This window comes from Streptomyces sp. NBC_00539, assembly GCF_036346105.1.
Classification (GTDB): domain Bacteria; phylum Actinomycetota; class Actinomycetes; order Streptomycetales; family Streptomycetaceae; genus Streptomyces.
In genome coordinates this window covers 6,824,640-6,842,853 of the sequence record NZ_CP107811.1, presented here as the reverse complement: position 1 = coordinate 6,842,853, position 18,214 = coordinate 6,824,640, and the positions used below count along the sequence as shown (strand labels likewise).

At 68.8% G+C, this 18,214-nt stretch carries 18 protein-coding genes and 1 pseudogene; 10 read left to right on the top strand and 9 right to left on the bottom strand.

Going from position 1 to position 18,214, the window contains the following annotated elements; translation table 11 throughout:
- Positions 1–514 precede the first annotated feature (514 nt).
- Both OG861_RS31190 and OG861_RS31185 read left to right on the top strand, forming a co-directional pair.
- Positions 515–811 (top strand): hypothetical protein, encoded by a 297-nt coding sequence (locus OG861_RS31190; protein ID WP_329191774.1) that lies wholly within the window; start codon positions 515–517, stop codon positions 809–811.
- On the top strand, positions 808–1,137 hold the full coding sequence (locus tag OG861_RS31185; protein ID WP_329191776.1) for a DUF6233 domain-containing protein: 330 nt from the start codon (positions 808–810) through the stop codon (positions 1,135–1,137). Before OG861_RS31190 ends, OG861_RS31185 begins: the two co-directional genes overlap by 4 nt.
- 1,011 nt (positions 1,138–2,148) lie before the next feature.
- On the opposite strand, the gene OG861_RS31180 is transcribed toward OG861_RS31185, so the two are convergent.
- A complete protein-coding gene (locus OG861_RS31180) occupies positions 2,149–3,174 on the bottom strand; it encodes an alcohol dehydrogenase (protein ID WP_329191778.1) in 1,026 nt (341 codons plus the stop codon).
- Positions 3,175–3,231: 57 nt separating this feature from the next.
- Positions 3,232–3,654 (bottom strand): hypothetical protein, encoded by a 423-nt coding sequence (locus tag OG861_RS31175; protein ID WP_329191780.1) that lies wholly within the window; start codon positions 3,652–3,654, stop codon positions 3,232–3,234.
- A gap of 384 nt (positions 3,655–4,038) precedes the next feature.
- On the opposite strand from OG861_RS31175, the gene OG861_RS31170 reads away from it, so the two are divergent.
- Positions 4,039–5,343: a YhgE/Pip domain-containing protein gene (locus OG861_RS31170; RefSeq protein ID WP_329191782.1), complete on the top strand. Its 1,305-nt coding sequence runs from the start codon at positions 4,039–4,041 to the stop codon at positions 5,341–5,343.
- A gap of 328 nt (positions 5,344–5,671) precedes the next feature.
- Here OG861_RS31170 and OG861_RS31165 read toward each other — a convergent pair whose 3' ends face one another.
- From OG861_RS31165 to OG861_RS31155, 3 genes are all read right to left on the bottom strand, one after another.
- Complete coding sequence (locus OG861_RS31165; RefSeq protein ID WP_329191784.1) at positions 5,672–6,178, bottom strand: fascin domain-containing protein; 507 nt, start codon at positions 6,176–6,178, stop codon at positions 5,672–5,674.
- A gap of 798 nt (positions 6,179–6,976) precedes the next feature.
- The gene (locus OG861_RS31160) at positions 6,977–7,867 is read right to left on the bottom strand and encodes a LysR family transcriptional regulator (RefSeq protein ID WP_329191785.1); all 891 of its coding nucleotides are present in this window, start codon (positions 7,865–7,867) and stop codon (positions 6,977–6,979) included.
- A gap of 39 nt (positions 7,868–7,906) precedes the next feature.
- Entirely contained in the window at positions 7,907–8,389 is a 483-nt protein-coding gene (locus OG861_RS31155; RefSeq protein WP_329191787.1) for a hypothetical protein, read from the bottom strand.
- 315 nt (positions 8,390–8,704) lie between these two features.
- Between OG861_RS31155 and OG861_RS31150 the strand changes: the two genes are divergently transcribed.
- Genes OG861_RS31150 through OG861_RS31140 form a run of 3 tightly spaced genes read left to right on the top strand, consistent with a single transcriptional unit; the run spans position 8,705 to position 10,844 of the window.
- Positions 8,705–9,100: a nuclear transport factor 2 family protein gene (locus OG861_RS31150; protein WP_329191788.1), complete on the top strand. Its 396-nt coding sequence runs from the start codon at positions 8,705–8,707 to the stop codon at positions 9,098–9,100.
- A gap of 48 nt (positions 9,101–9,148) precedes the next feature.
- The gene (locus tag OG861_RS31145) at positions 9,149–10,021 is read left to right on the top strand and encodes an NAD-dependent epimerase/dehydratase family protein (protein WP_329191790.1); all 873 of its coding nucleotides are present in this window, start codon (positions 9,149–9,151) and stop codon (positions 10,019–10,021) included.
- Positions 10,014–10,844 carry an MBL fold metallo-hydrolase gene (locus tag OG861_RS31140; RefSeq protein ID WP_329191792.1) on the top strand — a complete coding sequence of 277 codons (831 nt, stop codon included), beginning with the start codon at positions 10,014–10,016 and terminating at the stop codon, positions 10,842–10,844. Before OG861_RS31145 ends, OG861_RS31140 begins: the two co-directional genes overlap by 8 nt.
- 866 nt (positions 10,845–11,710) lie before the next feature.
- On the opposite strand, the gene OG861_RS31135 is transcribed toward OG861_RS31140, so the two are convergent.
- Together OG861_RS31135 and OG861_RS31130 are read right to left on the bottom strand one after the other, a co-directional pair.
- On the bottom strand, positions 11,711–12,214 hold the full coding sequence (locus OG861_RS31135; RefSeq protein ID WP_329191794.1) for an N-acetyltransferase: 504 nt from the start codon (positions 12,212–12,214) through the stop codon (positions 11,711–11,713).
- A gap of 501 nt (positions 12,215–12,715) precedes the next feature.
- Positions 12,716–13,078, bottom strand: a complete 363-nt coding sequence (locus OG861_RS31130) for a winged helix-turn-helix transcriptional regulator (RefSeq protein ID WP_329191796.1) — start codon at positions 13,076–13,078, stop codon at positions 12,716–12,718.
- A gap of 96 nt (positions 13,079–13,174) precedes the next feature.
- Between OG861_RS31130 and OG861_RS31125 the strand changes: the two genes are divergently transcribed.
- Positions 13,175–14,056 carry an NAD(P)-dependent oxidoreductase gene (locus OG861_RS31125; RefSeq protein ID WP_329191798.1) on the top strand — a complete coding sequence of 294 codons (882 nt, stop codon included), beginning with the start codon at positions 13,175–13,177 and terminating at the stop codon, positions 14,054–14,056.
- Positions 14,057–14,452: 396 nt separating this feature from the next.
- Positions 14,453–14,908 carry a hypothetical protein gene (locus OG861_RS31120; protein ID WP_329191800.1) on the top strand — a complete coding sequence of 152 codons (456 nt, stop codon included), beginning with the start codon at positions 14,453–14,455 and terminating at the stop codon, positions 14,906–14,908.
- Positions 14,909–15,192: 284 nt separating this feature from the next.
- On the opposite strand, the pseudogene OG861_RS31115 reads toward OG861_RS31120, so the two are convergent.
- Positions 15,193–15,969: pseudogene (locus OG861_RS31115) on the bottom strand (collagenase); the annotation flags it as partial.
- Between the two features lie 933 nt (positions 15,970–16,902).
- Here OG861_RS31115 and OG861_RS31110 point away from each other — a divergent pair.
- Positions 16,903–17,226 (top strand): DUF427 domain-containing protein, encoded by a 324-nt coding sequence (locus OG861_RS31110; RefSeq protein WP_329191802.1) that lies wholly within the window; start codon positions 16,903–16,905, stop codon positions 17,224–17,226.
- A gap of 231 nt (positions 17,227–17,457) precedes the next feature.
- Positions 17,458–17,886, top strand: a complete 429-nt coding sequence (locus tag OG861_RS31105; RefSeq protein ID WP_329191804.1) for a YunG family protein — start codon at positions 17,458–17,460, stop codon at positions 17,884–17,886.
- Here OG861_RS31105 and OG861_RS34350 read toward each other — a convergent pair.
- The gene (locus OG861_RS34350) at positions 17,834–18,211 is read right to left on the bottom strand and encodes a colicin E3/pyocin S6 family cytotoxin (RefSeq protein ID WP_443064468.1); all 378 of its coding nucleotides are present in this window, start codon (positions 18,209–18,211) and stop codon (positions 17,834–17,836) included. The two genes, OG861_RS31105 and OG861_RS34350, sit on opposite strands and share 53 nt — an antisense overlap.
- Between the last annotated feature and the right edge of the window lie 3 nt (positions 18,212–18,214).

Here is an 18,214-nt window from a genome sequence, read left to right as displayed (position 1 = left end):
CTGACACCGGCGGGGGCAGCCGGCGGCTGCGCCCGGCCCCGGCAGCCCCCAGACCGCTGGGCTTCTCCGATCGCATGGGCCGACGGCCTCGGTGATCGCGTGCGGCAGTCCGCGCTGATGTGGACATACCCGACGAGCCGGAGGACACCGAAGTTGGCCGGGACCTGCCCAAGGAAGTCACACGCGCCCTGCGCGCGAATCGGGGCCGGGTCCGTCGGCTGCTGCGGCTTGGAAGCGGCGCTGGACCATGAGCGCTTCACTCGGCGGAGCGCGTAGGGAAGGTCGTTCCGTGTTGACACCTTCGACCGGGCTTCTTCCCTGCGGTCAGTCAAGGGGACTGGGTTCCCGGTAGCGGTTGACACGGTGGTGCCAGGCGAGATTGCCCTGCAGGAGCCTGCAGTAACGCGGATCCTCTCGACGAAGGCACTCAGTGAACCGTTTCACCACCCCCGCATTCCCGACCTGAAGCCCGCAGGCGTCGCACAGATATTCGAACACATGTTTCACTAAGTGGATGGCACCACTCCCCTTCCCCGACGACCTGATCCACCTCCAGCAGCAGTGGACCCGCACGTACAACCTGCTCGCCGTCCGGCCGGAGCGGGGCGGGGCCGAGCTACGGCGGGAGCTGATCCGCCTGTTCTGTCGGATCAGCGCGCACCCGTTCTGGCGGGCGGGCGGACACGGCGCGCTGCGGCGGGTGGAACTGCGAGAGGCGGCCGAGGCGGCGCCCGGCGGGGAACAGGAGCTGGTGGTGCGCTACATCGACGGCGCCTTCGTCGTGTCCGACCCAGGGGCGCGGCCGTCATGAGTGACACCGAGGAGCGTCTTGAGCGGTGGCGGGCGGTCCAGGCCTGGCTGACCTGGCAGCAACACCAGGTCGCACGCACCGTCGCCGCACTCGAAGCCGCCCTCACCGAGGAGCAGAGCCGACTTCCCTTGCCGCCTCCCCCGGACTGGAAAGCCGAAGCCATCCGCACCGCCGACGGCCCTCAAGCACTGCGCGTGCACGTCGGCGGGTGCGGGATGGGCAAGGGCAAGCCCATTGACCGCGACCAAGCCCGCCGCATGCTCGCCGACGGCGTGGAACCCTGCCCGTACTGCAGACCCGACAACGCCCTCGGCATGCCCGGCTGACCAGACGACCGCCCCGCACCACCCACCCAGACATATGAAAATCCGGCTCGGCACCGACCGAAGAACCACACCTGACCAGGCAAAACACGGATCACGTGGAGGACCGCTTATCCCCCGGATACCCCATACTTTTCCCCCAGGCTTACCCCACGGATGATCCCGCGCCGGACGAGCGTCGCTCGGGTAGCAGCAAAAGGAGACCCGACGACGGTGGGCCCGGTGAGCCACCGGGCCCACCGCCTCCCGGGATGCATGCACCGCTTGAAGGCATTCAGGCGTTCACCAACCGGCGCCTGGAAAGACGCGCTGAAAGCGGTTCTGCCGGACGACCTCGACTTCGCGCGGGGCGCGCACCCCTGAAAAGCAGCAACGCGCTGCGCCGTGAGGTGGAACAGCCCTGGGGCCGGCTGGAAAGCCTCGCAACCACCGGCCTGACGGCCAGGCCATCACGCGAACCCTCGTCGATGGTCCCGGAAACGCGACGCATCTAAGCACGTGCTCGGCTCCTGAGGTCCTTTCGGAGCGCCGGACCTGTACGCCTACAGCGGCGATCGCATCATCCCGGCCCCCTTGCTGGGGCCGCCGAAGGCGTTCACGGTGATGTCACGGGCCGGCCATCCCTCAGCAGGGCACGCCGGGGGTGAGCGCGGGCCGCTCGGCGGGCCAGGCGCCGTATAGCTTGGGCGCTCGCGGAGCCGCTGCCCGAAGTGGGAGTGCGAACGGCTTCACGTCCTGAAGGTCACCGGAGGTCCTACGGCTTCGGCGACGCGGGCGGATGCGCATCCGTTACGTGTCGGGACCTGCTCGGCGTCGACCGCAAGGTCCCCGCGATGTCCTCAACCCAACGGCGGACTTCACCAGTTCTCGCCGATCGGGGACTGGGGACGGGCCCTGGGGTCCCTCGTCTCCCCGCGCGACTACGAACTCCTGCGCTCCTGGAAACGCGCGGGCCTGCACACCCTCTGCATGTCGCCGGCGCCACCGCTCACCACGGCCGTCGGTCCGGCGGGGTCAGCCGTTCGTGAGCACCATCCGGAAACGCGCTGCATCCGAAAGCATCTTCCGGTAGGCACCCTCCGCCTCTGTCAGCGGCACGGTCTCCACCATGGGACGAATGCCGTGCAGAACGCTGAACGCCATGGTGTCCTCCACGTCCTGTGCGCTGCCGGACGGGTGCCCACGTACGGTCCTGCCGCGCATGATCAGCTGGAGCGGGCTGACGCCCAGCGGGTCGGGGCTCGCTCCGATGACCACGAGTTCGCCTCGGTGCGTCATGCCGTCGACCGCTGCCGCGATGGCCTCGGAGCTTCCGGCCGTGGCCAGTACGGCTCTGGCACCGCCCAGGGACAGGAGGGATTCCGCGACCGGTGTCGGTCCCGTGCTGTCGATGTAGTGGTGCGCTCCCAGTTGCTTGGCGAACTCGGCCTTCTCCGTACCTCGGGCCATGGCCACGGTCTCGAAACCCATGGCCACCGCGTACTGGACCCCCAGGTGACCGAGCCCACCGATGCCCAGGACGGCCACGAGGTCGCCGGGCCGGGCGGAGCTGCGCCGCAGACCGTTGTACGTGGTGACGCCCGCGCACGCCATGGGTCCCGCGTCGGACGCCTGGAGGGCGTCGGGAATCCGGGCCAGGGCGTCGATCGGTGCGATCAGGGCCTCGGCGAACCCTCCGTCGTAGGCGTAGCCAGGAATCTTGAGGTTGTCGCAGACGATGTAGTCGCCCTGCCGGCAGGGAGTGCAGTGACCGCAACTCCCTCCGAACCAACCCACCGTGACCCGGTCTCCCACGTTCCAGTTGTCGGCCTCGGCTCCTTCCCCGAGTTCCTCGATGCGCCCGGCGACTTCGTGGCCCGGAACCAGAGGGAACCGCGTGCCGGGCATGCCGCCGTTCACGAAGATGGCGTCACTGTGGCAGATTCCGCAGGCCTCGACCGCAATCCGTACGTGACGGGGGCTCGGAGGCGATACCTCGCGCTCGACGATCCGGAAGGATCCGTTCGCGGTGTCGACCTGCGCGGCTCGATAGGTGCTCATGCGTTTCTCCGGTGCCAGAGCGGGTTGCGGGCGCGGTCCTTTGCAGGCGCGGTGCCACTACGTGGTGTGCAGGGGTTCCCTGAACGACTTGCGGAACACCGGCCCGGCGAAGGGAATGATCGAGGACGTTATTTTTGCCTTGAGCGAGGTGGGGTGCCGTTCGAGTCTGACGTCGACGCGAGTGCCGTTCTCTATGGGAGTCATCTGGAACTGCCAGCCTCCCGAGCCGAAGGGCACCGAGTCGCGAGTGGTGACGTTGACCCTCTGCGTCGCGGGGTCCCATTCGTAGCGTGCGCGCTCCCACGACTTGTCGTTGCCCTCGGTCACCTCCGCCCAGGTATCGCCCCGCTCGTGGACCTGGAAGTGCTCGGCATCGATGGACGGCCACTCCTCGACGCGGGAGGGGCTGAAGTTCGTCAGCACTCCCATCACCTCGGCTGGGCTCATCGAGGAGTTCACGTGGAAGTGTAGGGATGGCATGACCTGCTCCCTGGTTCGGGAAAACCGTTTCTGCCCGGCAGCTTCGGCGCGCCTCTCGCGGGAGCCTGGCTCGCTCCGCCGGCGCCGGATCGCACACCGCACCCTGCTGGGGTCCGGTGCCTGGGCTTGGTAGGGGCCTCCGGGGCAGGCTTGCCGACCTGAACGGCCCCATTTTTCAGAATGCACCTTGGCCCGGCACTCCGCACGAGGAGGTTCCTGGCCGGCAGGACACCGTGCCCGCTCACGGGGGCCGTGGAGCGTGTCTTTGAGTGATGCTTCGACCACGGATGGCTATCCTCCCTGGAGGGCGCACCGTGTGGCTCCTGCGCAACGGTTGATCCCGCGGCAGATCCGGACCGGCAGGACGTGTCCCATAGGAGTTCCATGACCTCGGCGGGTTCCGGAAAGCAGGAAGCGCTCGCGCGCTCCTTCACTGTGGCGCGTCGGGGAAAGATCTGGCTGGTGCCGACTGTCCTGTGCGGCTTGGTCGCACTGTTCCTGACGCTGCTTTACATGGGTGGCATCCTCAACCCCCAAGGCAACCTGCACCGTCTGCCGATCGCCCTGGTCAACGCGGACCAGGGACCGCCGCTGCCGGGACAACAACAGACGTTGGGCGCGCGGGTGAGCCAGTCGGTCATCGCGGCGACCCCGGCAGGCACCGTGGATTGGCGTCGGCTCAGCCAGGCTCAGATGCAGGATCAGCTGGCGTCGGGCAAGGTGTACGGCGCCTTGGTCATCCCAGCGGACTTCACCGGCTCGGTGGCGGCCCTGGCGACTCCCCGGGGCACGGCACGGCCCACCCTCACTGTCCTGACCAACCCCGGGCTGGGCAGCCTCGGCTCCTCCCTGGCCGGCCAGATCACCCAGCGTGCGGCTCATCAAGCCTCGCTGGAGATCGGCCGAGAGCTGGTGAGCCAGGCAACCGTCGCGGGTGCCGACACCACGACCCGTACCCTCCTCGGCGACCCGATCACCGTGACCACCCGGGTGGGTCACCCCATCGGCAGACAGAGCGGCCTCGGCCTGACCGCGTTCTACTTCGCCCTGCTTCTGGTGCTCACCGGGTTCATCGGCGGAAACATCATCAACAGCGGCGTCGACGCGGCCCTGGGTTACACCGACAACGAGATCGGGCCCTGGCACACGCGACGGCCGACCGTGCCGATCAGCCGCACCCAGACACTGCTGCTGAAAATGATCATGACAGCGGGAATCACTGTTCTCACCACCAGCCTGCTGATGATCGCCGCGATCGGGATCCTGGGCATGGACGCAACTCACCTGCCGCTGTTGTGGATCTTCTCCTACTGCGCGAGCTTGGCCGTGGGCCTGGGAGTGCAAGCCATCAACGCGGCCTTCGGCGGGATCGGCCAGGTGGTGTCCATGTTCGTTTTCATCGCCTTGGCCCTGCCGTCCTCGGGGGCGACGATTCCCCTCCATGCCGTTCCGGGTTTCTACCGTTTCCTGGCGCTGTTCGAACCGATGCGCCAACTGAGTGGCGGCGTGCGGGCCATCCTCTACTTCGACGCCCGGGCTGACGCCGGCCTGACCCGTGGCTGGGTCATGATTGCCATCGGCGTTACCGTCGCCCTGCTGTTCGGCTTCGCCATGACCCTCTACTACGACCGCAAGGGGCTGCACCGCCTGGTCGCGCGGGCTGCCGCAACGTCCGGCGAGGCACCGTGATCGGCATCGGGCCACCGAGGGTCCGCACAGCAGTAAGAACTCCTAGCGAAATGATCTCCGGGGTGGTCGGGTCACTCGGAAGGCGTTGATCCGGGGGTGTGGCTCCCGGACGGCGTCCATCGCCTGCTCAACCTCTCGGACGGGGACGCAAAAGCAGTCCGAGACGACATCCGTGACTTCGGCGTGCAACCATCGGCAGCCCCTGTGCGAGTTCGACCAGCCCTCCTGGGGTGGGCGGCCGGTGGCGTATGTACACCACCCCAGGGGGCGCCGGTCCAACGATCCCTTCCGGCCCGATGCGACGCGCACAAGGCCGGAAGGGATCACACTATGCTTTGTCGAGGAAGAACTTTTCGTCGCCGCCGCCGTTGGCGTTGTACTGGCAGTTCACCGTTCCGCCGGGGCCGGTGGCGGCGGTGACCCCGCTGCCGGTCACCAAGCGCAGGAAGATGTTCGTGAAGGCCGCCGACTCGAAGGAGAACGAACCGTCGGGCTGGGCGCGCGCACGGAACTTCTCGTAGGGGCCGATGAAGGACTGGCAGTTGACCGTACCCCCACCGCTCATGTTGGTGGGAACCCCGGCGCCGTCCATGCGCAGGAACACGCTGGGGAAGGCCACTGACTCGAACGCGTACGAGCCGTCGGCCTGCGGCCGGACCTTGAACGTCGTCCAGGCCCCGGTGCCGTACTGACAGTTGACCTTACCGCCGCCGGGCTCACTGGGGGCGGTCACGCCAGTCCCGTCCATACGCAGGTACACGTTCGGGTAGTGCGTCGACTGGATCGCGATCGGAGTGTCTCCGAGCTTCGCGAGGTCGGCTTCCGATAAAGCCATGTTGGCCGTTCCTTCCGTCTGGAGATAACGCGGAGGAGAGAAGGATGAGCTGATGAGCGCCGTCGTCGGCAGATTTCGCGGCGCTGATGTGAGGACGAGGCTGGAGGGAGGTTTCCGTTCAGCGCGTACCGGTCGCAGCGGGGCGCCTTCGGGTGACCCGAAAGGCCCTACAGGGCCCGTGATCGGCTTCCCGTGGCCGCGAAGGGAAAAGTCCGCCAAAGTGCGTGCTGGCATGGAATAGCGCAGTAACACATACCCTCTGCCCCCTTTTCCTGCATTAGCAGGCCCCGATACGGACTGTATGGGGGTGGGCACGCTCTGTCTACCCCGCACTGCGGAGGGGTACGCCAGCTCGCCCTGGTCACCGCCATACTCGCCGACCAACACCCGGCGGCATAAGTGACGTTCGACGTCCTGGCTCACCCTGCGGCGGGCTTCCCCGCCCTGCGGCCGCCTCCGTACGCGCAGCGCCGCCAGGTCCTCCCGGAACCTCGCCGACGTCGGTGCGCCGATCGTGCCGCTGTCGTCGGGTGGCAGTGTCGACCTCGATGAACAGCAGCGGCACCTGGTCCTGCGGGGCAGTGAGAACGAGGTCGGCCTGGGCTCCACCCTTGCCGGGCCCATTCCACGTGCCGGTGGCGGGCAGCGAAACCCCGGTCCACTACGAGGCGATGGTGCCGATGCCAGCCGGTGCGTCGACGGCGGCCTGAGGGGCCGTCTGAACGTGCGGCGACCGCTCCACCACCCGCACGGCACCAGGCGCGGTCAGCCGGCGCACCGACGATTGCGCGCGAGGCGTCAGAAGTGCAGGACTCCGATATCGCGGACGGTCTGGGCGAGGGCCCGAATGAGGTCGTTCTCGGCGTCCCTGCGCCACACCAGGGCGTACGGGATCGTCCCCATCTCCGGGACGGGGACGAAGCGGACGTGGGACATGGACCAGTAGTGGGTGACGTGGGACGGGAAGGGATGGACGATCTCGCCGGTGCCGACGAGGTGGATCAGCTCGTCGGCGTTGGTGACCTGCTCTATGCGTTCGATCGGCCTCCCCCGGGCCGTGTGGAACGACAGGTAGGCGTCTTCCCAGTAGTCGGGCATGTCGGGTGGCATGGCATGGGCGAAGTCGGCCAGGGCCTCGAAGGGGACGGCGGGCCGTTCGGCGAGTTCGTGGCCGGCGGCGACGGCGAGCACGCGGGGGTCGCGGAAGAGGACGGGGCCGACGGTGAGATCGGGCTCGTCCACCGGCAGCCAGGTGAGGAAGACGTCCATGTCGCCCTCGCGCAGCCTGGCGAACGGGTCGACGTACGGCGCCCGGCGCAGCTGCAGTTCCCACTGGGGATGACGGGAGCGGAAGGTCTCCCAGTAGGGGTACATGTCGGGCACGTTGAATGGCAGCATGCCGACGCGAAGGCGCGCCGTCCTCCCGCGGGCGGCCATCCGGGCGCGTTCGAGGCTGTCACGCAGGTTCGCGAAGACCGGCCTCAGGTCGCTGCGAAGCTGCTGGCCGAGCGGGGTCAGGCGGATCTGGCGGCGGTTCGATCGGTCGAACAACAAACCGCCCAGCCTGCGCTCCTGACGCCCGATCACCTGACTGACACGAGCCTGCGTGAGGTGCAGCCGGACGGCGGCCCTGCCGAAATGCAGCTCCTCGGCCAACGTCAGGAAAATCTCGATGTCGCGTACTTCCACGTGCTCCCGACCCCCGTCATAAGCCTTGGTTATCGGATCCTACTGATCTTCGATGTTGATGGGCACGGCGGGAAGCTGATAGATCGACGGCATGCCGGAACCGCTGTTCGGCAAGCCGTGAACGGTGCGGCGCCCGTACCGGTGACACCGCACCGCCCAGCGGGCCGCCTGCGGCCGCCGACAGCGTGCCGGACGGGAGACCAGCTGTTGTCCCAGGGCGTCAGCACAGCCACGCAGCCAGGGAGGAGACCTCTCATGCCGCCGCTCGTCTCCGGCGTCACCGTTCCGCAGGAGGACGTGCCCGCCGTTGTCAGGCCCGTCGCCCAGATCGAGCACGCCCAGCAGAACGGACTGCCGGACGCGTTCACGGAGCTGTTCCGCCGGGAGGCCATGTGGACCTTCCCGCACGGCGAGCCGCTGACCGGGTTGGAGGCGATCAACGCCTTTTGCCCGCAGATCACTGCTCAGCACGGTCCACCGGCCGCTGACCGTCACCTGCGAAGCCGAGTCCATCGTGTTCATACGGCCCGATCTCGCGGCGGTCAAGCTCCGGCAGCGGCCGATCACCCGGGACGGCCGCCAAGTCGACGTGGCCCCGGCGCCCCGGTGTACGTACTGGCCAAGGACGAGGGGCGATGGCGGATCGCCGTCGCCCAGTGCACCACGGCCGCCGATCACGACGCCTTCGAGGAGGACCGACCCCTACCGATCGGAGCACACCGGTCTGGTCACCTCCGTCGCGGCGCCACTGCTCCCGGTGGTGATCGCCCGGCTCGACCGAGGGACCGCCCTGATCGGTCTGATCAGCCTGTCGCGGGGCTGCTGAGGGGGTGCGGCATGTCGTTCCTCACTACGGCCGAGGTGGTCCGCCACTTCAGCCGGGCCTTCCTCGACCGTGACACCTCGTCACTCGCCGAGCTGATCGCCGACGACTGCGTGATGGAGGCGAGGAGCCCGGCTCCCGACGGGTCCCGCTACGAAGGGCGCGCCGAATGCCTGGAGTTCTGCCGGGCCCTCGCCGAGGACCGCGCGGGCCGGTTCGAGCCGGAGGCCGTCGTCGTCACCGGGGAACGGGCCACGGTCCGCTGGCGGTACCGCTTCGGTGACGGACCGGCCGACTCCGTCCGCGGCGTGAGCCTCGTGCTGGTGCGGGACGGCCGGATCGCCGAGTCCCTCGGCTACGGCAAGACCTCGGGCAACGCCCCGTCGCCCGGATTGCGTGGACGTCCGTGAGTTGGGGGAATCCCGCCTCAACTCATCTACAAGAGTAGGAGATCAGATATGAAGACACTCGTGCTGGGTTCGACCGGCTACATCGGATCGGCCGTGGTGAGGCGGTTCGAGGCGGAGGGCCACCAGGTGGTCCGTCTCGTGAAGGACGCAGGCCGGCTGCCCGCCGGGGCGACGGGGGTCATCGGCGACCTGGCCGACCCGGCCTCGCTGCGGACGGCGGTCACCGACGACATCGACGCCGTGGTCAACCTCGCGACGCCGACCGGCGACGAGGCGGTGGACACGGCGGCCGTGGACGCGCTGACCGAGCGGCTTCGCGGCACCGGACGGGCCTTCGTGTACACCAGCGGTGTATGGGTGCTCGGCGCCACCGGCGACGCGGCCCTCGACGAGGACGCGCCAACCGACGCCATCGCCATCGTCGGCTACCGCCCGCGGATCGAGCAGCGCGTGCTGGCCGCCGGCCGGGACGACGTGCGCGCCGTCGTCGTGCGGCCCGGCATCGTGTACGGCCGCGGCGGTGGCATCCCCGGCCTGATGACCGACTGGGCGCGCGAGCACGGCACCGGCCGGTACGTCGGCTCGGCGGCGACCCATTGGCCGATGGTGCACGTGGACGACCTCGCCGAACTCTTCGTGCTGACGGTGACGAAGGCCGACGGGGGCAGCGTGCTGCACGGCGTGGCGCACGAAGCGGTGCCGGTGGCAGCGCTCGCCGCGGCCGCCGACCTCGCCGCGGGGGGCACCGGCCGGGCCGAGCCCTGGCCGCAGGAGCAGGCCGCCGAGGTCCTGGGCGGCCCGTTCGCCGAGGCCCTCGGCCTGAACCAGGTGGTGTCCGGGCAGCGCGCCGTCGCCGAACTCGGCTGGCGGCCCAGCCGCCCGTACGTCCTCACCGAGCTTGCCGGAGGCGACCGTGGCTGACCTGACCGGCGCGACGCTGCCCGTCTGCCTCACCTGCGGCACCCAGTACGCCGCCCCTCGCCCCGACTGCCCGGTCTGCCTGGACGAGCGCCAGTACGTCGGACGCGGCGGCCAGCAGTGGACCAGCGTGGCCGAGCTGCGCGCCGACGGCCACCAGGGCCGCTTCGAGGAACAGGGCCCCGGCGTCCTCGGCATCGGGAGCACGCCCGAGTTCGCCATCGGGCAGCGCGCGCTGCTGCTGCGTACGGCTGCCGGCAACGTGCTGTGGGACTGCGTGCCCTACCTCGACGACGCGGTGATCCGCGAGGTGCGGGAGCTCGGCGGCATCACCGCGATCGCCATCAGCCACCCGCACTTCTACTCCACCATGGCCGACTGGGCGCATGCCTTCGACGCGCCCGTTTACCTCCACGAGGCCGACCGGCAGTGGGTCGGCCGCCCCGACCCCGCCCTGCGCTTCTGGAGCGGGCGGACCCACCGGCTGACCGACGAACTGACGCTGATCAACCCGGGCGTCCACTTCCCGGGCAGCGCGGTCATGCACTGGAACGTGGGCCGGGGCGCGCTCTTCACCGGCGACATAGTGAACGTCGGACCCGACCCCCGGTGGGTGAGCATCATGTACAGCTACGCCAACCACGTCCCCGAGCGCCCCGACGCCGTCCGCGCCGCCGGCGAACTGCTCGCCGGCTACCGCTTCGACCGGATCTACGGCGCCTGGTGGGACGGCGCGGTCACCGCCGGCGGGAACGAGGTGCTGGCCCGCTCGGTCGAACGCTACCTCCGCCACGAGCAGGCCCCGCCGATGAAGGACGGCTCCTGACCGGGTGGTGCCGGACGGGAGAACGAGCCGACGCCGCTGCCGCGGCGCCAGGGGCGGACGATGCGCGGCCGGTGACCCCGCGCCCAAGGCGGTGCCCGGGGCGCTGAGGGCGCGGGTCGACCGTACGGCCAGGCAGGTCCGCGTCCGGGGCGGCGGCTACCGCCTCGGTGCACGTTCCGACCAGTCCTCACCAGGTGCTCGGCTACGGACGTGCGTAAGCCGTACCCACGCGTGCAGGCATCTGACCGGCCTCTCCTGGAGACTCGGCGGCGCCCTGCCCAACGAGCCAGAGACGATGCAGCTGACACCCGGCATCTCGCGGCTGACCAGCCGCGCAGCCACACTCAATTGATCTCTACTGCCCACTTCGGATGGCCATCACCAGCCACACGACCGGTCCCGCCGCCAGAACGATCAACAGCAGACAGCACGGTATCGAGGACGGTCCCTTGAGGGGTGGCTGGGCTGCTACCTGCGTGGCCACTCGGCGCACGTCCTCGGCGTGATACCACCTCTTGCCGGCGGACCCCGTAGTGGTCGTCCAGCTCTCCGAACGGACCCGCACCCCATGGGCCAACGCATTCACATACACCGAGCGAGCAGCGACGCCCGGCCACAAAATGCTCACCTGGCGCTCCGTCAGCCAGACACCCTCCAACTCGTCCGTCATTTCTCACCCTTCTCCAAGCAGCCGGTGACATGGAACCCCGAACCGTCCCATAGCCAGGCGCAGTTCGCCCCCCCATCGCTCCTCGGGTTCAGTGCCGGCCACGGGATCGTGGCCGGGCCAGGAGGCGCGCTGGAGTCACCCGAGCGAGACTCCCGTTCGATCGACAGCCTTCGAGATCGATACGGGCAGCAACCACTTACGCGTCGGGATGCTGCGGCAGGGCGAGCCAGTCCGACCAGGAGATCTCGCGGCCGAGGAAGCGCGGCTGCTCGAACGGCCAGTCGGCGGCGATCCACTGCGGCACCAGCGCGTCGAGGGCCTGCTCGACCTCGCTGCCCACCAGCTCGTCCACCACCCACCAGGAGATCTCGCCGTCCGCGCCGGCCTTCTCCGGTGGGTCGATGTAGACACAGCCGAGCAGAGCTGTCTCCGCTGCGTCGAACAGCGCGTAGTTGAAGGACTGGTGCGCGGCGATCTCCTTCTCGTGCCGCAACAGGTCGGCCTGGTCGGCCTCGTAGGTCATGGTGGCCGCGGGCCAGCCCCAGGCCGGGCCGAAGATGGTCCACAGCCGCTCGCGCGAACCCATCACAGCCGGATAGTCGAGCGGGGTGTCCACCTCCCGGATCGGCCGCAGGTGTTGACCACCGCCCGGCAGCGGTATCAGGACGGGGTGGACGAAGTCATCGGGAAGCCAGCTCATGGCGCCCGACCGTAGCAGCGCGCAGCCGTCCGCTCCCCTTGATTTCTCCGCATACCGCCAGGGGTCGCTGCGGTACTGGATGTGCCGTAGAAGCCGTTGCCACACCGATCACGGAGTCTGGCTGCCTCGCCGAGACCGGCCTGACCATCAGACCCACCTGAGCAACTCAGCGACCTCACGAGTTCAACCTCAGCAGTTCCCTTTGGGGGGTTCTGCTGGTTGGTGCAGTCCCACTGCCGAACCGGAGCGCCATCGTCCGTGCGCCAGTCCGCAACTTCCATACCTGTCGCGTCCAGTGCGGGAAGTTCGCCCGCGAGTAGCCCTACATCGCATGCGGGACCTCCACTACCAAGAGCGCCATGCCGTGGAGTGCGGCATCAATCGGCCGAAACGCCACCGGGCGGGGGCACTCGATACGACGAACTCGGCGTCCGCTACGAGACCACCGTGCTGGTCGCAGCCATCAACGAGTCGCTGTGACCAGCACGTTCACCATAGGCACTAGCCCGCCTCCTCCTCCAGCCCTCGAGTGGTCGGCCGCTCGCGCCCCCAGGCGGCCAGCGGCTGGAGCGCGTCGTTGAGGCGCATGCCGTCCTCGGTCAGCGAGTACTCGACGCGGGGCGGCACCTCGTCGTAAGAGACGCGGTGCACGACGCCGTCCGCTTCCAGCTCACGCAAGTGGGAGGCCAGCACCTTCTCGGTGATGCCGGGAAGCAGTCGACGCAGCTCGCCGAAGCGGCGGTAGGGGTGCTCGTGGAGCGCCCAGAGGATCAGCACCTTCCACTTGCCGCCGATCACCTCCATCGCGGTGTCGATCCCGCAGACGTGCCCGTCTGGTGCACCCGGCCGGTTCAGCGTCGTCATGCCCTACCCCTCTGACGTGCCCGCTTTCCCCGGGGTAACCACCTACTGCCAAGTGCGTACTTGATCACCGCCGGGCCTGTGACCAGTCTAATCGGCATGTCACAGAACACCGTTGAGAAGACTCCCGTCACGTTGTTGGGCCTTGGCGCGATGGGCACCGCGCTGGCCCGTACCTGGCTTGCCGCCGGCCACCCGCTCACCGTCTGGAACCGCACCCCGGCCCGTGCCGCGGCACTCGCCGCCGAGGGGGCACGGGTCGCGGACAGCGCCGCTGAGGCGGTCGCGGCGAACACCCTGGTCGTCGTCTGCCTTTTGGACGACACCTCGGTCGACGAGGTACTGACCGGCACCGACCTATCCGACAGGGACCTGGTCAACCTGACCACCAGCACCCCTGCCCAGGCCCGCGCCCGCGCCGAGTGGGCCTTCGAGCGCGGCGCCCGCTACTTGGACGGCGGGATCATGGCCGTCCCTCCGATGATCGGCGTCCCGGAAGCCGGAGGCTACGTCTTCTACAGCGGCTCGCGGGAGCTGTTCGAGCAGCACCAGGAGCCCCTGGCCATCCCGGCGGGCACCACCTACGTCGGCGAGGACGCGGGCTTCGCGGCCCTGCACGATCTGGCCCTGCTCAGCGCCATGTACGGGATGTTCGCCGGGGTCGCGCACGCCTTCGCCCTGATCCGCAAGGAGGACATCGACCCCGCGGCCCTCGCCCCGCTGCTCGCCGACTGGCTCGTCGCGATGGCCCCGACGGTTCACCAGACCGCTGACCAGCTGCGCAGCGGCGACTACACCAAGGGCGTCGTCTCCAACCTCGCCATGCAGGTAGCCGGCACGCCGACCTTCCTGAGCACTGCCGAGCAGCAGGGTGTCAGCCCGGAACTACTGAGCCCTTACTTCGAGTTGATGCGGCGCCGCCTGGCCCAGGGCAGCGGCGAGGAGGACCTGACAGGCGTGATCGACCTGCTCGTGCACTGACAGCACTATCGCAACACCCTTTGGAGGACGCCCGCGACGGGTCGCGGCGCCTCGGGACGGCGACGGCGTTTCGCCCCCGCCGCGGCCAGGCCTCGTCGGCCAGGGCGGCAGCAGTGACTCCGCCCCCGGCAGTGTTCCCAGGGCCGGGAGTCAGCCGCCCCACTTCCTCTCACCGACTCGGCCGGCGCCGCGGACACGGAGCTGCGCCGGGCGGAGCCGGCGCAGCTCGGCCTCGGAACGCCGGGCTGATTGCTGCGCCGGAGAGTTTCACCCCCGGACGGAAGGAGTTCAGGGCGTCGTCATCTTGCATTCTTGTGTGATGTGAAATATCACATCACACAAGATGCGTTGATAACCCGTCACGCACCGACGAAGACACAAGGAGAGCACCTCCCCATGAACCGCTTAGCCCTTCTCGCAGTCAGCGTTGCCGGCCTGACCGTTCTGGCCGCCGGCCCGGCTGCCGCAGCCCCTGAGGCCGCCGCCGACCAGACCGTGACCACCTGCGGGAACTCGGGTCTCCAGGCAGGCCTGCTCACCCGGCTGTGCGCGGAGGTCACCGGTAACACGGTGCAGTTCTACGGCAGGGTCAGCCTCGCCGGGCCGCCCTCTCCCGGCAGCCCGGCGCCGGCCCCGAAGGAGCTGTCCACCACGCTGTCCGCCGAGGTCGTGGGCGCCGGCGTCCCGCCCCTCACGCAGGACAAGCCGGTCGTCTTCACCACCACGACGCTCGACGTGCGTGGCCCGGCGACCACCGTCCCCTGTGGCACGACGGTCCGCGGCACGTTCGGCGTGGCCTCCTTCCCCTGGTCGCCCCGGCCGGTCGTGCACGAGGTCACCCTCACCTGCTGACGTCAAGCTGGAGATCACGGCTCTGACGGAGCTCTGGAGACGGTCGCCGTCCGGCTCGAAGACGGGTGCTGAACCTCCACACAGCGGGCCTGCTCCAGGGTGGCGGCCACCGGGCGGTACCCTCACGGCGGAGATTCCGTCGCATGCCCGTCGAGTTGGCGTATGAGCTCGCGAAGGGTGACGAGGTCCCGTCCGATCGGAAGATCGAACGGGACCTTCGTCCTTTCAGGGGCGGTTGCTGCTTGTTCGGGGAAGTCAGGCCGTAACGGGCGTACGGGTCAGGCGCCCGCTGCCACGGCTGTCAGCCAGGCGTTCCAGTCGCTCTCGTAGTCCAGCGAGGTGAGGAAGGAACGGGCGACGGTCCAGTCTCCTGCGCGGTAGTAGCCGAGGACGGTGCTGACATCGGCCGGGTGCTTCTCGATCATGTAGCGGGCGGCGAGGTAGCCCCAGTTGTAGGTGCGGCTGACGTCGCTGTTGGCGTAGGTGGTGTCGAACAGCGTCCGCAGGGAGTACGTGTGCTTGCCCGCCTCGGCGACTGCGCCGGCGTAGGTGACGCCGCGGTAGGAGTAGGAGATGTACTCCGCGAAGCCCTCGCCCCACCACACGGTGGGGGTGGTCTGGCTGGCGCTGAAGTCGCCGTACAGGTCGAAGCGGCCGTCGAGGTAGTGGGTGTACTCGTGGTTGAGGTTCCAGATCTGCCAGCCAGGGCTCACATCGGTGCGTTCGTAGCATATGAACCGCGGCTGGTTGCCCGTCTTGGCGGGGTCTCCCTCCAGGTACATGCCGCCGTTGTTGGTGTCGATGCCGTAGATCTTCCTCGCGTAGGCCTTGTAGTCGGCGCTGGAGTTGAAGACGTCGACTTCCAGGGTCGTGTTGTAGTCGTTCGCGACCGGCCCGGAGTCCTTGACCACGCCATGGAAGTAGGCGTCCTGGTTGGCCAGGCTCGTGCAGGTCGCCGCCAGCTGGGCGGCGGTCATCTCCTGGGCGCGGATCCGCAGCGTCGGGCTGCAGGTGTGGACGATCGGCAGGATGCGCGACTCCAGTCTGCCGTCGGTGGTCCCGGTCTCGCCGGGAGCGCCATTGGCATTGCCGTGTGCCGGGCGCTGGCCCGGGTCAGCGAATACGTGGTCCGGCTTGGGATCGGCCTCGGAGGTCTGGGAGGCCTGGGCGGGGGAGGCTGCGATGGCGGCTATGAGCAGGGCGGTGGCGACGGCCATGGCGCGCAAAGTCCACTCCTGGGGATGGGAGTTGAGGTCCCGTCGACGACGGGCTGCGCTGTAAAATGGCACATGTCATATGGCGTTTCAATGATTTTGGCAGGGACTCATCAAATTCACTCCCGGCAGCGCACGTGACCTGGCCACCGGCTCACTGTCCCGGCCGGAATGGCAATGGCAATGGCAAGCAGGAGAGCGGCGGGGCGCCGTCCGCGGAGTCCGGTGCGAAGGCTTCCACGGACTCCGGGCGGATGCCGGTGGCCATGACCATGGGCACCGGACGGAGGGACGTGCGGTGGTCCGGCTCAGGGCTCAAGAGCGGCCCTGAGCTCACACCTCACCCTTTCGCGGGTCCGTCTCGCCGGGCGGACGCCCGAAACCCGCTGTCGACGGAACGATCCCGCTGACCTGGCTGATCTCTCAGAACGCGGCCCGCGGCTGCCTGAGGTAGGCGCTACACGCAGGGCGCAGCCCTCCGCATGCTCGTTCGCGGGACTTTGGGGCCGCCCAAGAAATGGCCCGGGTTCCCCTGCCGACAGCTGGGGAATCCGCCTTGCCTCTACGGCGCTACCCGGGGGTCAGCGTCGAACGACCGGCTTCGCAGCAGCGTGGCAGCACGTGGGCCGTCTCGCCTGCTGCGAAGCCCCGCCCTGCCTGACGTGCAGCGCCGGCCGCCAAGCTCCTGCGCGACCTCCTGGTCTACCTCTGGACTGATGTTCCGCGACGCCCGGCAGGGGTCGCGGGAAGAATTCCCCGGCCGGGTGCGCTGAGGAGCGTATGACACGTGGACACGACATCACCATCGAACAGGGCACCGAGCACGTTCGCGTCGTGAAGGACGGACAGGTGCTGGCCGAAAGTCGGCGCCCCTTGGTGCTGCGCGAGACGGGTTGCCCCCCGCGGTACTACCTGCCGCCCGAGGACGTACGCACCGACCTGCTGACCCCCTCCGACACCACCACCCACTGCCCGTTCAAGGGGGAGGCTGGCTACTGGTCCGTCCCCGGGGCCACCGACCTCGTCTGGGCGTACGCGGACCCCAAGCCAGACGTCGCCGCGATCAAAGACCACCTCTGCTTCTACGACACCGAGGTCCTCTGACCCCGCCTGCGGCGATCTGCGACTCCCCCGGCGCCGATACCGCGCCCGCCGGGTGAGTCGGCGAACAGGCCCCTACGCACTGGTGACTCACCACTTCGCTCACCGAACCGGATCAAGATGCTCAAGCGCCAGATGTGGGCCGAGCTGGCTGCGACCTGCTGATGGCAGCAGCCGGTTGCCGTGTCTGCCGGCGTACGACCGTTGTCAGTGCCTGCTGGCAGGATCGCCGGCATGACACCGTTGCTTCTCACCGACGTCGAACGAGCCATTCGCAACAGCTGGAGTGCCGAGACGTGCACTCCTGAGTTCCGATCGCGCTGGACCGAGGACAATCCGGCGCGGGACCAGTGCGGGGTGACCGCCATGGTGCTCAATGACCTGCTGGGAGGCGAGTTGATCCGGGGAGAGGTCCACGTCGACGGGGAGCGTGTGGACTACCACTGGTGGAACCGCCTGGGCATGGGCGTCGAGATCGACCTCACCCGCGAGCAGTTCGGACCGGAGGAGATCGTCACCGGAGGCATCGTGATCCCCCGCCCGCCCGTGACGGAGTGGCGCAGGCTCCGTGAGGAATACGAGCTTCTCCGCGACCGCGTCTTGGAGAAGCTCAATCGGCAGCAGGCGACGGCCTCAACGGCCGCGTCTCGTCAGCCTGCCTGACCCCGTTCGGGTCGTCCGCGAGTGGTAGCCAGGCGGTAGGAGTCGGTGCCGGTCTCGATGATCGTGTCGTATTCCCGACCGTGTCGCGCTGCCGGTCGTGCTCATCAATCCGACCCTTGGCGTCCTTCCCACGTGCGCGCAGCCCTCCCCCGCCTTGAATGGAAGCCTTCGACCTGGCTCGCTTCGCCGCGGGGGGGGGGGGGAAGGCGGGCAGCCCCTCAGGCGTGGGCGTGGGTGCCAGGCCCGTGGCAACCTTCTGCGAGGCGTTGGCACGATTACTCGCGTTACGCAGGGCAGCGCTCAGGCTCTCGTCGATCCTGGTCATGCC